The following is a 13873-nucleotide window of genomic DNA, read 5'->3' on the forward strand; positions in this document are numbered from 1 at the left end:
TCCCCCTATCACCTCACCGGTCTCATTCGACAGGAACCCCATGAGCGACACTTCCCCCTACGGATTCGAGCTTGTGCGGCGTGGGTACGACCGCGCACAGGTGGACGAACGGATCTCCAAGCTCGTCTCCGACCGTGACAGCGCTCTCGCCCGCATCACCGCTCTGGAAAAGCGCATCGAGGAGCTCCACCTCGAGACGCAGAACGCCCAGACCACCGTCACCGACGCCGAGCCGTCGTACGCGGGTCTCGGTGCGCGCGTCGAGAAGATCCTGCGCCTCGCCGAGGAAGAGGCCAAGGACCTGCGCGAGGAGGCCCGGCGCGCGGCCGAGCAGCACCGCGAACTCGCCGAGTCGGCGGCCCAGCAGGTCCGCAACGACGCCGAGGCGTTTTCCGCGGAGCGCAAGGCCAAGGCCGAGGACGAGGGCGTCCGGATCGTCGACAAGGCCAAGACCGAGGCGTCGCAGCTGCGTTCCGAGGCGCAGAAGGACGCGCAGTCCAAGCGCGAGGAGGCGGACGCCCTCTTCGAGGAGACCCGCGCCAAGGCCGCGCAGGCCGCCGCCGACTTCGAGACGAACCTGGCCAAGCGCCGCGAGCAGTCCGAGCGCGACCTGGCCTCCCGTCAGCAGAAGGCCGAGAAGCGCCTGGCCGAGATCGAGCACCGCGCCGAGCAGCTGCGCCTGGAGGCGGAGAAGCTGCGCACCGACGCCGAGCGCCGTGCCCGTCAGACCGTCGAGACGGCCCAGCGCCAGGCCGAGGACATCGTGGCCGACGCGAACGCCAAGGCGGACCGCATCCGTTCGGAATCCGAGCGCGAGCTCGCGGCGCTCACCAACCGCCGTGACAGCATCAACGCTCAGCTGACGAACGTCCGCGAGATGCTGGCCACGCTCACGGGTGCCGCGGTGGCCGCCGCCGGCGCTCCGGCCGAGGACGAGCCGATCTCCCGGGGTGTCCCGGCCCAGCAGTCCCGGTAACGACCCGGCGTCCACGCCTGGCGTAGCGCGACCGCACATGGGCGACGGTCCGTGAGTCGCCCCTTGAGGCGAACGAACAGACACAGCCTCCTGCCGCTCCGGTGGCAGGGGGCTGTGTCGCGTCTTAGCGTGGCCGCATGATCGAGCTCGAAGGCCTGACCAAGCGGTACGGCGAGAAGGTCGCGGTCGACGACCTCACCTTCCGCGTGAGACCGGGCCTCGTCACGGGCTTCCTCGGCCCCAACGGTGCGGGGAAGTCGACCACCATGCGCATGGTCCTCGGGCTGGACCACCCCACCGCCGGTGACGTCCTCATCGACGGCAGGCACTACGACCAGTTGAAGGACCCCCTCACCCGCATCGGGGCGCTGCTGGACGCCAAGGCCGTGCACGGCGGGCGCAGCGCGCTGAACCATCTGCGCTGTCTCGCCCAGAGCAACGGCCTCCCCGAGAGCCGGGTGCACGAGGTGCTGGACACCGTCGGGCTCACGGCCGTGGCCCGCAAGAAGGCCAAGGGGTTCTCGCTCGGCATGGGGCAGCGGCTCGGCATCGCGGGCGCGCTGCTCGGCGATCCGCGGATCCTGATGTTCGACGAGCCGGTCAACGGGCTCGACCCCGAGGGCATCCACTGGATCCGGACGCTGATGAAGACCCTGGCGGCGCAGGGGCGGACGGTGTTCGTCTCCAGTCACCTCATGAGCGAGATGGCCCTGACCGCCGATCACCTCGTCGTCATCGGGCAGGGCCGGCTACTGGCCGACACCTCCATGGCCGACTTCATCCGGGAGAACTCGCGGTCGTACGTCCGCATCCGCACCCCTCACCACGAGCGGCTGCTCGATGTGCTGCACGAGGACGGGATCACGGTCGTCGAGACGGCCGGCGGGGTGCTGGAGGTGGAGGGCGACAAGGCCGAGCGGATCGGCGAGATCGCCGCCCGGGGCGGGGTCGTGCTGTACGAGCTCAGTCCCCAACAGGCCTCACTGGAGGAGGCGTTCATGCGGCTGACGGCGGAGTCGGTCGAGTACCACGCGCACGCCGGCACCACCCCGGACCCGCAGGGCTGGAGTGCCGACTGGAAGGGGGAGTGAGCCATGGCGGCCGCCCAGGTGATCCGGTCCGAGTGGACGAAGATCCGGTCTGTCGCGTCCACCGTGTGGGCGCTGTCCCTCGCGGTGGTCGTCACCGTCGCCGTCGGGATGCTGCTCTCCGCGCTGTCGAACAGCCAGTTCGACCAGATGCCGGTGCAGCGGAGGATGTCCTTCGACCCCACGTTCGTCAGCTTCGCGGGCATGACGCTCGGCCAGCTCGCGATGATCGTGTTCGGGGTGCTGGTGGTGTCGAACGAGTACAGCACCGGCATGATCCGCACGTCGCTGTCCGCGGTCCCGCGGCGCGGCGTCTTCCTCTTCAGCAAGGTCGCGGTGGCGAGCGGGCCGGCGCTCGTCGTCGGCATGGCCACGAGCTTCGCCGCGTTCTTCCTCGGGCAGGCGATGCTCGGCTCCCACCGGGCGCAGATCGGCGATTCCGGGGTGCTGCGGGCCGTCATCGGCGGCGGCCTCTACATGACGCTCATCGCGATGTTCTCGATGGGCGTGGCCGCGATGCTGCGTTCGCCGATGCTGTCGCTCGGCATCCTGATGCCGTTCTTCTTCCTGGTCTCCAACATCCTCGGCAACGTCGACGCGACGAAGAAGATCGGCCGCTTCCTGCCCGACCAGGCCGGCGGCCACATCATGCAGGTGGTCCCCCGCGTCGGCGACGACACCCCGTACGGCCCGTGGGCGGGCCTCGGGATCATGGGGCTGTGGGTGCTCGCGGCGCTCGCAGGCGGATATCTGCTGCTGCGGAAGCGGGACGCGTGATGCGTGGCGCGGAGTGTGCGGCTCTTTACCCGCTCTTGAGCGGAACCGTCAGTACGTCGATATCCTCCTAACCCTTACGGGGGCGTGCGCCCCGCCGTCCTGAACCTTGCGATGGGTGCGGAGCATGATCGAGGCTGTCGGCCTTACCAAGCAGTACGGCGACAAGACCGCCGTGTACAACCTTTCCTTCCAGGTGCGACCGGGCGCCGTCACGGGCTTCCTGGGCCCCAACGGCTCGGGCAAGTCGACGACCATGCGGATGATCCTCGGCCTGGACAATCCCACCGCCGGCACGGTGACCATCGGCGGCTACCCCTACCGCAGACTGCCGAACGCCCCGCGCCAGGTCGGCGCGCTGCTCGACGCCAAGGCGGTGCACGGCGGCCGCAGCGCCCGCAACCATCTGCTGTGTCTGGCGCAGCTGTCGGGCATCCCGGCCCGGCGCGTGGACGAGGTGCTCGGGGTCGTCGGCCTGCAGGAGGTGGCCAGACGGCGGTCGAAGGGGTTCTCGCTGGGCATGGGGCAGCGGCTCGGCATCGCCGCGGCCCTCCTCGGCGACCCGCAGGTGCTGCTGTTCGACGAGCCGGTCAACGGCCTCGACCCCGAGGGCATCCTGTGGGTACGGAACCTGATGAAGGCGCTGGCCGCCGAGGGCCGGACCGTGTTCGTCTCCAGCCACCTCATGAGCGAGATGGCGCTGACCGCCGACCACCTGATCGTCATCGGGCGCGGGCAGCTGCTCGCCGACATGACCGTGCAGGACTTCATCGCGGCCAACTCCGCCGGTTTCGCGCGGGTGCGCACGCCCGACACCGAGCCCCAGCAGCGCGAGAAGCTGAGCACCGCGCTGACCGAGGCGGGCGGGCACGTGATGCCGGAACAGGACGGCGCGCTGCGTGTGACCGGGCTGCCGCTCCCCCGCATCAGCGACCTCGCGCACGACGCCGACGTACGCCTGTGGGAGCTGTCGCCGCACCAGGCGTCGCTGGAGGAGGCGTACATGCGGATGACGCAGGGCGCCGTGGACTACCGCTCGACCGTCGACCAGAAGGCGGGCCTCCAGCAGCCCCTGCCGCCCGGCGCCCAGCCCCCGATGCCGGTGCCGGGCCAGGGCCAGCCGGGCTGGTACGCCCCGCCGCCGCCCCAGCAGGGCGGCCAGCCGTTCGCGCCGCCGCAGGGCGCGGTGCCCTCGACGCCGTACGGCGGTGCGTACGGCGCTGCGGACGCGGGGCAGCCGAACCCGTACGCGCAGCCGGTACTGCAGGCGCCGCAGGACCAGACGCCCGCACCGGCACCGGCGCCCCAGGCTCAGGCTCCGGCCCCCGCGCCGACCGCCGAGACGGCTCAGCCGGCCGCGCCCGCCACCGCCCCCTCCGACCTGACCAAGCCCGAGGACGCCCGATGAGCACGCACCAGCCCCCGATGCCGCAGGCAGCCCCCGCGCCCGACTGGCAGGCGGCGCCCGGTGGTTCGTACGCCGGATACACCTCGCCGATCCCGGTGGTGCGCACGCACCTCGGGCATGCCGTCGCGTCCGAGTGGACGAAGATCAAGTCGGTGCGCTCGACGCTCTGGACACTCGGGGTGTTCGTCCTGCTCGTCGTCGGCATCGGGCTGGCCACCGGCGCCCTGGTCGCGAGCACCCCCTCCGACATGTCCGGACAGAGCCCGCTGGGCATGGGCTTCTTCGGGCTGCTCCTCGGCGCGATGCCCATCATCACGCTCGGCGTGCTGACCACGGCGTCCGAGTACGGCACGGGCATGATCCGTACGACGATGACCGCCTGCCCGTCGCGGGTGCGCGTGCTCGGGGCGAAGGCGATCGTGTTCTTCGTCGTCGCCTTCGTGGTGACCCTGGTGTCCAGCTCCCTCGTGGCCATGGCGCAGGCGTCCATGCTGGACGGGAACGGTGTGCGGACCCCGTCCGGCGGGGAGTGGCTGCGGGGCACCGTCGGCATCAGCCTCTACATCGCGCTGCTCGGGCTGCTCTCGCTGCTCGTCGGATCGATGGTCCGGCACTCGGCGGGTGCCATCACCATCATGATCGGCGCGGTGCTCGCGCCGCTGGTGATCGCGCTGTTCATGTTCGCGTCGTCGCTGGAGGACGTGCGTCAGGCGCTGCTCGAGTACTCGATCCCGAACCAGTTGAGCGTCTTCTACTCCAACTCCCTCAGCCAGTCGGGCCCGTCGGGCTGGGACCCGCTGTGGATCATGCTGGGCGTGACGGCGGCCGCGTTCGCCGGAGCCTGCGCGCTGCTTCAGCAGCGGGACGTCTGAGGCCCTTCCGGCCCCGGCCGAGGGGCTAGAACTTCGGCCAGTTCCTGGACCGCTGCACCCGCGTGGTGCGGCGGTCCTTCGCGTTCCAGCACGCCTTGTGCCAGTGGCGGCGGTCGTCGACGCCCGCGTGCTCCGGCCAGGCCACCACGTGCGGGACTCCGGAGGGGATCACCTGGTCGCAGCCCGGGCAGCGGTAGGTCTTGCCCTCCGCGCTCGCCCCGGCCACATGCCGCACGCTCCAGTTCTCGCCCTGCCAGCTCTCCGAGGACTGCCAGCCGCCGTAGCGTCCGGTGCGGTCCTCCTCGGGGCTCCGGCCGGACGAGGCCTCGCCTTTCGGGCCCTTGGGTCGGTTGCGACGCGGGGACACGGAACACCTCACGGGGGCTGTACAGGAAGCACGGGCTGTGTCCAGCGTACGCGGCGGCCGCGGGGGTACGCGTAGGGAACCAACCCCCACAAGTCCCCGCCCGGGGCGCCCCATTCCACAGAAAATCCGGAAATCGCTTCGTCAAGCCGTGTCCTCGGCACGTGTCGACCGGTTATGCCGGGTGGGGGAGCTCCCGTGTCGGAGCCGAGAAAGCAGGAAAAGCACATGCACGTCGGAAGTTTTGTGCTGTCGGCCCAGTTCCCGGGCCAGGGTCAGGGGGAGGCCCTGCACCGAACGGTCCGCTCGGCGGAGGTCGCCGAGGAAGCGGGGCTGGACACCGTCTGGCTGGCCGAGCACCACTTCATGCCGTACGGCACCTGCCCGTCCGCGATCACCCTCGCCGCGTTACTCCTGGGCCGCACCCGCCGCATCCGGGTCGGCACGGCGGTCAGCGTGTTGCCCACCGCCCACCCGGTCGCCCTCGGCGAACAGGCGGCGCTGCTGCATGTGACGAGCGGCGGCCGCTTCACGCTGGGCGTGGGGCGCGGCGGGCCCTGGGTGGACCTGGAGGTGTTCGGATCGGGACTCGGAGCGTACGAGCACGGGTTCCCGGAATCACTCGATCTGCTGATGCGCTGGCTGCGTGAACCGGCGGTCGCGGCCTCGGGCGAGCGCTTCTCCTTCCGTGAAGTCCCCGTCGTACCAAGGCCGTCGGAGGCGCTGACGGACGCCCCGGGGCCCGAGGTCGTCGTGGCCTGCACCTCGCCGGCGAGCGTGCGGCTGGCCGCCGAGCGCGGGCTGCCGATGCTGCTCGGGATGCACATCGGGGACGAGGAGAAGGCCGAAATGGTCGCCCGATGGCGGCAGTTCGCCCGCGCGGCCGGGCGCCCCGCGGACGAGGTGGCCCGCGCCGCCCATGTCGCGGCGGGCGTCTGCCAGATCGCGGACCGGCGCACGGACGCGGCGGAGACGCTGCTGAAGGCGATGCCGGGCTGGCTGAAGCAGGGCCTCGAGGCCCATGTGACGGTCGACGGCCGGGTGCGCGCGATGCGCGATCCGCTCGCGTACACCGAACTGCTCTGCGGACTGCACCCGGTGGGCACCCCGCACCTGTGTGCCGACCGGCTCGCGGCGACCTCGGAGCGGACCGGCATCACCCGCTTCGCGCTGCTCGTGGAGGGGTCGGGAGACCTCGCGGCCACGGAGGAGAACGTACGGCGGCTGGGCGCCGAGGTGCTCCCCCACCTCCGCTGAGCGAACCGTCGCCCGTGCCGGGCAACCCCTATGTCGCGCCGGGAGCTTGCCGCCCCAGTACCGAATGCACCTCCCCCAGTGGAGCGACAAGCCGGCGACTCACTGCGTCAGCAGTCCCGGAGCTCGGGCGACTGGTTCAGCAACTGGCCGCGCACCGAGGTGAAACGGGCCAGCCGCTCGTCGGCCGAGCTGTCGAGCGGGAACACCGCCACCCGATGACAGTTCTGGAAGGCCAGCCGCACACCGAAGTGCCGCTGCAGCGCCCCGCGTATGGCGTCACTCGCGAGCGCACGCAGCAGCTGACCACGGGCCTGCTCGTCCGGCGGGGGCGTCTGGTTGTCGGCGAAATGACCGCCGTCCACCTTCAGCTGGGCCACCAGGGAGCTGATCATCTCCCACGCATAGGGCAGGGAGGTCCGGACGCAGTCGACGAAATCGGCTTCGTCGACCTCGCCTCGCTCGGCCTGTTCGAGTAGGGCCGGTGAGACGTCGAGCGACATGGGTTCTCCTCTCGCACCCCCGGACAGCGGGGGTTGCCGGACAGGGAAGGGAGTTCACGGCACCGACTATCGAACACGCTGCGTACACGCGCCGCGACCTCCCGTTTACTACGTTATGCAACCGCCGGTGACGGCACCAGGAGAATGCGCACATGCGCCGGTCCCCTGGGGCACACAATCGGCCAGGGAAGGACCCGGGAGGAAACAGACGGTTTCGCCGATCAAGGAGGCGGCCCGGTGGAGCGGCTCACACACCCCGGCCGAGGGCGGTGAGGGGGGTGGGGCAGACGGGCGAATCGCGTCGACCGCCGGGTGTCGAGTAGCGTTGCCGACCATGCGTCTCGTCATTGCCCGGTGCTCCGTCGACTACGCCGGCCGGCTCACCGCCCACCTTCCCTCGGCCCCCCGCCTGATCCTGGTCAAGGCGGACGGCAGTGTCTCCATCCACGCGGACGACCGGGCCTACAAGCCCCTGAACTGGATGTCGCCGCCCTGCACGCTCAAGGAAGGCAGCGGCGAGGAGACAGGCGTCTGGACCGTCATCAACAAGGCGGGCGAGAAGCTCATCATCACGATGGAGGAGGTCCTGCACGACTCCTCGCACGAACTCGGCGTGGACCCCGGCCTGATCAAGGACGGCGTGGAAGCGCACCTCCAGGAGCTGCTCGCCGACCGCATCGAGACGCTCGGCGACGGCTACACCCTGATCCGCCGCGAGTACATGACCGCCATCGGCCCGGTCGACATCCTGTGCCGGGACGCCGAGGGGCAGACCGTCGCCGTCGAGATCAAACGGCGCGGCGAGATAGACGGTGTGGAACAGCTCACGCGCTATCTCGACCTGCTCAACCGCGATCCGCATCTCGCGCCGGTCCGCGGTGTCTTCGCCGCCCAGGAGATCAAGCCCCAGGCCCGCGTCCTCGCCACCGACCGGGGCATCGGCTGCCAGGTCCTCGACTACGACGCGCTCAGGGGCATCGAGGACGACAAGCTGCGGCTGTTCTGAGGCGGCGGCGCGCACGCCTCCGTACGACGGTGAGGGCCGGGTCCCGGACGGGGACCCGGCCCTTCTCGTGCGTCACGTCACCTCACATGACCGAACCCGCACCGCCGCTCTGCGGAGCGCCGGCCGAACCGCTGGAGGCGGGGCCGCTCGCCGAGATGGAGATCGACGGTTGCGTCGAGGGCGTCGACGGCGGGGGCGAGTCCGAGGGCGGCGGCGAGGGCGACTTGTCCGGCGGCGGCGACTTCGAGGGCGACGGCTTCGGTGAGGGCTTGTCGGGCGTCGACTTCGACGGTGAGGGCGACGAACCGTCCTTGCCGGTCCCCTTCGTCCCGCTCGGCTCGTCCGAGGGCTTGGCCGAGTCCGCGGGCGAGGTCGGGTCGTCCGACGTGCCGGGCGTGCCGTCGAGGCCCGGCTGCGTCGGCCGGCCGGTCGCCGTACCGGTGTCTTTGCCGTCCTTGTCCGAGGAGACGGCGCCCAGGCTGCCGTCGTCGGCGCCCTGGCTCGCGGACGGGTTGACGTTCACGTGGTCGGACGGGTCGTCGGCGTTGTCGCGGGAGGTCATGCCGAGCGTCACCACCGTGCCGAGCACGGCGACCAGCAGCGCGCCGGAGCCGATGGCCGCGAGGTTGCGCCGGGCCGGCAGCCGGACGCCGCCGCGGGACTTCGCCTCCGATGACGCCGCCGCGGCCCGGTGGGTCACCACGGTGTCGGCGACGGGCGGCCGCTTGGTCGGGAAGGCCGAGGGGGTGCCGCCCGGGGGCGAGGCCGACTCCTCGTGACGCGCGGAGGGCACCTCCTCGCCCACGGTGGCCGCGACACCGGGCGCGTCGCCCAGCCGGTCGGCGACCAGGGCGAGCGCACGGCGGCCGGCGACGGTGCCGTGCTTGTCGGCGAGCGCGCCGCGCAGGCCGATGGCCGCCTCCAGTTCGGCGCGGGCCCGGTCGAGCTGCCCGTCGCAGAGCGCGAGGATGCCCAACTCGTGCTGGAAGTAGGCCTGTTCGGTCACATCGCCGACGAGCCGGGCGGCCTCGACGCCGCCGCGCAGCGCCCGCTCCCAGGCGCCCCAGTGCAGACCCGCGGCGAAGGCGGGCGCGGCGCTGCGGGCCAGCTTCAGCGTGGCGTTCTCCTCGCCCTCGGCCGGCGCGGCCCCGGGGCCCGCCGGCTCGGCCGGGACCGAGAGGCCGGGGGACAGCGGCACCAGGACGGCCAGCGCGGCGAGCACGGCGTCGGCCTCGGCGCACACCCGCTCGGGAGTGACGGAGGGGTGTCCGGCCCACCAGGTGTAGTGCTGGGCGGCGGTGAGGGCCTGGGCCTCGATGTCGTCGGCGTATCCGGCGGCTTCGAGCTGGAGGCGTACACCGGCCGCGAGGCGGTAGCGGTGGCCGACCGGCGAGACCAGTCCGCAGGCGGCGAGTTCGCCGAGGGCGGCGTCCGCGTGGGTGTCGCCGACCAGCGCGGGCAGATGCGCCTGGTGCGGCACCTCGCCGTCGAGGGCGACGGCGAACCGGAGGGCCGCGCGCGCGGAGTCGCTCAGCCGGGAGGCGAGCAGCGGCGCGGGCCCGGCGGCCTGACCGAGGGACGGCAGCGGCACGTCCGTGCCGTCGGCCGCGTCGATCGGGGGCGCGTCGGCCGGGGGCGCGCCCTCGAACACGCCGAACTCGTCGACGGCTCCGGCACCGGCGCGCAGCCGGTCCCGCTGCCGGAGGAGGGCGCCGGCCTGGACGAACCGCAGGGGCAGGCCCTCGGACTCGAACCAGAGGTCGCCGGCCCAGTTGGCCTCCTCCTCGGTGAGGGCCCGCCCGACGGCGCGCTCCAGCAGGTCGGTCGCCGCCGCGCGGCCGAGTCCGCCGAGGACGACTTCCTCGACGGACGAGTCGGCCGAGGGCGCGGGCGCGGCCGAGGTGGCGCTCATCAGGAAGGCGCACTCGGGAGTGGCGTCGAGCAGCTCGTCGAGGGCCGCGCCGCCGAACTCGATGTCGTCGAGGACGACGACGGCGCCGATCTCCCGGACCAGGGCGAGCAGTTCGTCCCGCTCGGGCTGGTACCCGGGCGCCTTGTAGACGGCGCGGAAGAGATCGTCGAGCAGGTCGCCCGTCGTACGGCGGAAGCCGGACAGGCGGACCACGCCGTCGGGGGCGAGGTCCGAGCAGTCCTCGGCGACGAGGCCGAGCAGGGCGGTACGGCCCGAGCCCCCGGGTCCGGTGAGGCGTACGGAGCGGCCGCGGGCGAGCAGACGCACCAGCTGCTCGCGCTCGTCCTGCCGTTCCAGCAGCGGCAGCTCCGGCTGGGCGGGGCCGGCCGGAGCGGGGGGCAGGGCGGCGCGGTCGGCGTCCGCGCGCTCGGCCTCGGTGAACTTCTGGGGTCTGCCCGGCACGTTGGCGGGCGGGCAGTTCTCCATCTCGCTGCCGTCGACGGGATTGACGGTCAGCAGGAAGTCGCCCGAGACGACCTCCACCGTGCGCACGGGCACCGGTGTGCTGTGGCCGAAGTCCTGTGTGAGGGGATCCCGGGGCGGGCGCGGGCGCGGCGTGTGGCCGTCACCGTCCTGGCCGTACCTCTCGGGTCCCCGGTTGATCGGGTCCATAGGTTCCAAGCCCCCCAAGAGCGTCGTGTGCCCGATTCCAGCCCCTCCCGGCCTGCAGCACATCGCGCTGTCCCTTGTGGTCCGGGCCCGCTCGAGGGTTGCGAGGCTGCGGGCGACCGAACCCTAAACCTTCGCACAGTGTCTACGACAGCCCGGGGTACCACGGCGCCCGAGACGTCACGGTCTCGTGAGGATTGCACGTGCCGCGCGGTGCGCCGCCGTGCTCCGCCCCTCCCGGCCGGGATGTCACGCCCGATCGGCGTGTCACACCCGGGGCAGGGACTCCACCCCGAGGCCACCCTCGATGGCCAGGATCCGGTGCAGCCGGGTGGCCACCAGCAGGCGCTGCATCTGCGGCGGTACGTGACGCAGCACCAGGCGGCGGCCCCGGCGGCCGGCCCGTCGGTGGACCCCCATGATCACCCCGAGCCCGGTGGCGTCCCACGAGTCGAGTTCGGACAGGTCCAGCACCAGGTCGCCGACTCCGTCGTCGACGGCCGAGTGCAGGACCGTACGGGCGTCCGCCGCGCTGCGGACGTCGAGGCGGCCCCCGACGACCAGCTCGGCGTGGTCGCCCCTGATGTACATATGCGCTCCCCGTGAGTTTGCGGCGTCGTACTCCGTGTACTCCGTAACGGTGCTGTGCAAGGTCTGACTGTTTCCGCGACGGCGAGGTTGCCGTCTGTGAGCGAACCGATACCGAATTCACCCCTGGGCGTGATACTCCCGGGGCGGGTGCGGTTCCGGTGACGGTACGTACGTGCTGATTCAGTACGTGTAGAAGCCCTGCCCGCTCTTGCGCCCGATGTCACCGGCGTCAACCATCCGGCGCATCAGCTCCGGCGGCGCGAACTTCTCGTCCTGCGACTCGGTGTAGATGTTGCTGGTGGCGTGCAGCAGGATGTCGACGCCGGTGAGGTCCGCCGTGGCGAGCGGGCCCATGGCGTGGCCGAAGCCCAGCTTGCAGGCGAGGTCGATGTCCTCGGCCGTCGCGACGCCCGACTCGTACAGCTTGGTCGCCTCGACGACGAGCGCCGAGATGAGACGGGTGGTCACGAAGCCGGCGACGTCGCGGTTGACGACGATGCAGGTCTTGCCGACGGACTCGGCGAACTCCCGCGCGGTGGCGAGGGTTTCGTCGCTGGTCTTGTAGCCGCGGACGAGCTCGACGAGCTGCATCATCGGTACGGGCGAGAAGAAGTGCACGCCGACGACCCGCTCGGGGCGCTCGGTGGCCGCCGCGATCTTGGTGATCGGGATGGCGGAGGTGTTGGAGGCCAGCACGGTGTCCGGGCGCACGATCTTGTCGAGCGCGCGGAAGATCTCGTGCTTGACCTCCAGCTTCTCGAAGACGGCCTCCACGACGACATCGGCGTCCGCCGCCGCGTCCAGGTCGGTGGTCGCGGTGATGCGGGCGAGCGCGGCGTCGGCGTCGTGCGCCTCCATCCTGCCCTTGCCGACGAACTTGTCGTACGAGGCCTTGATGCCGTCGGTGCCGCGCTTGAGTGCCTCGTCGGTGACATCCCGCAGGACGACGTCCCAGCCCGCCTGCGCGGAGACCTGGGCGATGCCGGACCCCATGAGACCGGCCCCGATGACGGCGAGCTTCCGTGCCACTCCGACTCCCCTTACACGCTGTTTAGCTATCCCTGTTCGGCGGACCCTAGCGCTAGTGAGGCGCTGTGTGACGGGTTAGTAACGCGCGTCACGTCCCATCCGACGGACATCACACCGGCACCCTCCCCGGCGTGTAACTAGGCTGTCCATATGGTCAATCTGACGCGCATCTACACCAGGACCGGCGACCGGGGCACCACCGCCCTCGGTGACATGAGCCGGGTCGCCAAGACCGATCTGCGGATCTCGGCGTACGCCGACGCCAACGAGGCGAACGCGGTGATCGGCACGGCCATCGCGCTGGGCGGTCTGGACGAGGAGGTCGTCGGGGTCCTCACCCGCGTCCAGAACGACCTGTTCGACGTGGGCGCGGACCTGTCGACGCCGGTGGTGGAGAAGCCGGAGTTCCCGCCGCTGCGGGTCGAGCAGTTCTACGTCGACAAGCTGGAGGCGGACTGCGACCGCTTCAACGAGCGCCTGGAGAAGCTGCGCTCCTTCATCCTCCCGGGCGGCACCCCCGGCGCGGCCCTGCTCCACCAGGCCTGCACGGTCGTCCGCAGGGCCGAGCGCTCCACCTGGGCGGCCCTGGAGGTCCACGGCGAGGCGATGAACCCTCTCACGGCGACCTACCTCAACCGGCTGTCGGACCTGCTCTTCATCCTGGCGCGCACGGCCAACAAGGACGTGGGCGACGTGCTGTGGGTGCCGGGCGGGGAGCGCTGAGCGCCGGCGCTCCCGCGCCGGTCCCTCAGCGGCCGGTGTCCTCGGCGGCGTCCTTGTCCGCCTGCCCGACGGCCGATTCGGCGGCCGCGACCTTCTTCTCCATCTCCGCGTAGCCGGAGGGGGTCGCCGGGGAGGCCGCGGAAGGTGTGGCCGCCGGGGAGGTCACGGAGGGCGCGGCCGCCGGACCGCGGTCCTCGGCGCAGCCCGCCGTGAACCCCGCGGCACCCAGGACGAGCGCCGCGGCCACCGCCGCGCACACGCGCTGACGCATCAACTCGCCCCTGCGCCGCGGCCGTTGTCCTCGCACCACGTCCTGACGTCGGCCAGGTCCTTCTTGCGCTGCTGCAGCGTGGGCACGAGCGACTTGCGGAACTCCAGGCGGTGCTGGAGGAACGTGGCGATCTCGTCGTGGCCGGCCTTCTTCGCGTTGTCCACGCGCCGCTCCAGCCGGGCGATCGAGCCGCGCCTGCCCGCGCCGGCGTCGAGCCGCTTCAGGGCGCGGTCGATCCGGCGGTCGATCTTCGGCGCCCGCTTGCACAGCCGCGCGGCCCCGTCCCTGGCCGGCGTCGGCGCGGAGGTGCCGTCGGCCACGGCCGCTCCGGTGGCGCCCGCCAGCAGCGCGGCGGCGGCCAGCCCGACGAGCAGGGTGCGCCGGCGTCGTCGTATGGACATCTGCGTCTCCAATTCCCGGACGGGCCCGATGT

At 71.8% G+C, this 13873-nt stretch carries 15 protein-coding genes; 8 read left to right on the forward strand and 7 right to left on the reverse strand.

Translation table 11 applies throughout. The features are described from left to right. Positions 1–40 precede the first annotated feature (40 nt). The 5 genes from ABZ910_RS16025 (at position 41) to ABZ910_RS16045 (ending at position 5118) form a co-directional block, all read left to right on the forward strand. The gene (locus tag ABZ910_RS16025) at positions 41–976 is read left to right on the forward strand and encodes a cellulose-binding protein (protein ID WP_361364456.1); all 936 of its coding nucleotides are present in this window, start codon (positions 41–43) and stop codon (positions 974–976) included. 137 nt (positions 977–1113) lie between these two features. Beyond that, on the forward strand, positions 1114–2067 hold the full coding sequence (locus tag ABZ910_RS16030; RefSeq protein ID WP_361364458.1) for an ATP-binding cassette domain-containing protein: 954 nt from the start codon (positions 1114–1116) through the stop codon (positions 2065–2067). Positions 2068–2070: 3 nt separating this feature from the next. Then, positions 2071–2841: an ABC transporter permease gene (locus ABZ910_RS16035; RefSeq protein ID WP_361364461.1), complete on the forward strand. Its 771-nt coding sequence runs from the start codon at positions 2071–2073 to the stop codon at positions 2839–2841. A 124-nt stretch (positions 2842–2965) separates the two neighbouring features. After that, on the forward strand, positions 2966–4246 hold the full coding sequence (locus ABZ910_RS16040) for an ABC transporter ATP-binding protein (protein WP_361364464.1): 1281 nt from the start codon (positions 2966–2968) through the stop codon (positions 4244–4246). Next, complete coding sequence (locus tag ABZ910_RS16045) at positions 4243–5118, forward strand: ABC transporter permease (protein ID WP_361364466.1); 876 nt, start codon at positions 4243–4245, stop codon at positions 5116–5118. The genes ABZ910_RS16040 and ABZ910_RS16045 overlap by 4 nt, the downstream gene beginning before the upstream one ends. Before the next feature lie 25 nt (positions 5119–5143). On the opposite strand, the gene ABZ910_RS16050 is transcribed toward ABZ910_RS16045, so the two are convergent. After that, complete coding sequence (locus ABZ910_RS16050; protein ID WP_361364469.1) at positions 5144–5485, reverse strand: ATP/GTP-binding protein; 342 nt, start codon at positions 5483–5485, stop codon at positions 5144–5146. 225 nt (positions 5486–5710) lie between these two features. Here ABZ910_RS16050 and ABZ910_RS16055 point away from each other — a divergent pair, with 225 nt between their 5' ends. Continuing rightward, positions 5711–6739, forward strand: coding sequence for an LLM class flavin-dependent oxidoreductase (locus tag ABZ910_RS16055; protein ID WP_361364471.1), 1029 nt, complete (start codon positions 5711–5713; stop codon positions 6737–6739). A 107-nt stretch (positions 6740–6846) separates the two neighbouring features. On the opposite strand, the gene ABZ910_RS16060 is transcribed toward ABZ910_RS16055, so the two are convergent. Further along, positions 6847–7239 carry an SCO5389 family protein gene (locus ABZ910_RS16060; RefSeq protein WP_361364474.1) on the reverse strand — a complete coding sequence of 131 codons (393 nt, stop codon included), beginning with the start codon at positions 7237–7239 and terminating at the stop codon, positions 6847–6849. Positions 7240–7573: 334 nt separating this feature from the next. On the opposite strand from ABZ910_RS16060, the gene nucS reads away from it, so the two are divergent. Then, on the forward strand, positions 7574–8245 hold the full coding sequence (gene nucS / locus ABZ910_RS16065) for an endonuclease NucS (RefSeq protein ID WP_361364477.1): 672 nt from the start codon (positions 7574–7576) through the stop codon (positions 8243–8245). An 82-nt stretch (positions 8246–8327) separates the two neighbouring features. Here nucS and ABZ910_RS16070 read toward each other — a convergent pair whose 3' ends face one another. From ABZ910_RS16070 to ABZ910_RS16080, 3 genes are all read right to left on the reverse strand, one after another. Then, entirely contained in the window at positions 8328–10829 is a 2502-nt protein-coding gene (locus tag ABZ910_RS16070) for an ATP-binding protein (protein WP_361364480.1), read from the reverse strand. 264 nt (positions 10830–11093) lie between these two features. After that, the gene (locus ABZ910_RS16075; RefSeq protein ID WP_361364483.1) at positions 11094–11417 is read right to left on the reverse strand and encodes an STAS domain-containing protein; all 324 of its coding nucleotides are present in this window, start codon (positions 11415–11417) and stop codon (positions 11094–11096) included. A gap of 180 nt (positions 11418–11597) precedes the next feature. Continuing rightward, the gene (locus ABZ910_RS16080; protein WP_361364486.1) at positions 11598–12446 is read right to left on the reverse strand and encodes a 3-hydroxyacyl-CoA dehydrogenase family protein; all 849 of its coding nucleotides are present in this window, start codon (positions 12444–12446) and stop codon (positions 11598–11600) included. A gap of 150 nt (positions 12447–12596) precedes the next feature. On the opposite strand from ABZ910_RS16080, the gene ABZ910_RS16085 reads away from it, so the two are divergent. Beyond that, positions 12597–13169 carry a cob(I)yrinic acid a,c-diamide adenosyltransferase gene (locus tag ABZ910_RS16085; protein ID WP_361364488.1) on the forward strand — a complete coding sequence of 191 codons (573 nt, stop codon included), beginning with the start codon at positions 12597–12599 and terminating at the stop codon, positions 13167–13169. Between the two features lie 25 nt (positions 13170–13194). Here the strand turns inward: ABZ910_RS16085 and ABZ910_RS16090 are convergent, their stop codons facing one another. Both ABZ910_RS16090 and ABZ910_RS16095 read right to left on the reverse strand, forming a co-directional pair. After that, positions 13195–13440, reverse strand: coding sequence for a hypothetical protein (locus ABZ910_RS16090; protein WP_361364491.1), 246 nt, complete (start codon positions 13438–13440; stop codon positions 13195–13197). After that, on the reverse strand, positions 13440–13841 hold the full coding sequence (locus ABZ910_RS16095) for a hypothetical protein (RefSeq protein ID WP_361364493.1): 402 nt from the start codon (positions 13839–13841) through the stop codon (positions 13440–13442). Before ABZ910_RS16095 ends, ABZ910_RS16090 begins: the two co-directional genes overlap by 1 nt. Between the last annotated feature and the right edge of the window lie 32 nt (positions 13842–13873).

This window comes from Streptomyces sp. NPDC046805, assembly GCF_040645355.1.
GTDB lineage: Bacteria > Actinomycetota > Actinomycetes > Streptomycetales > Streptomycetaceae > Streptomyces.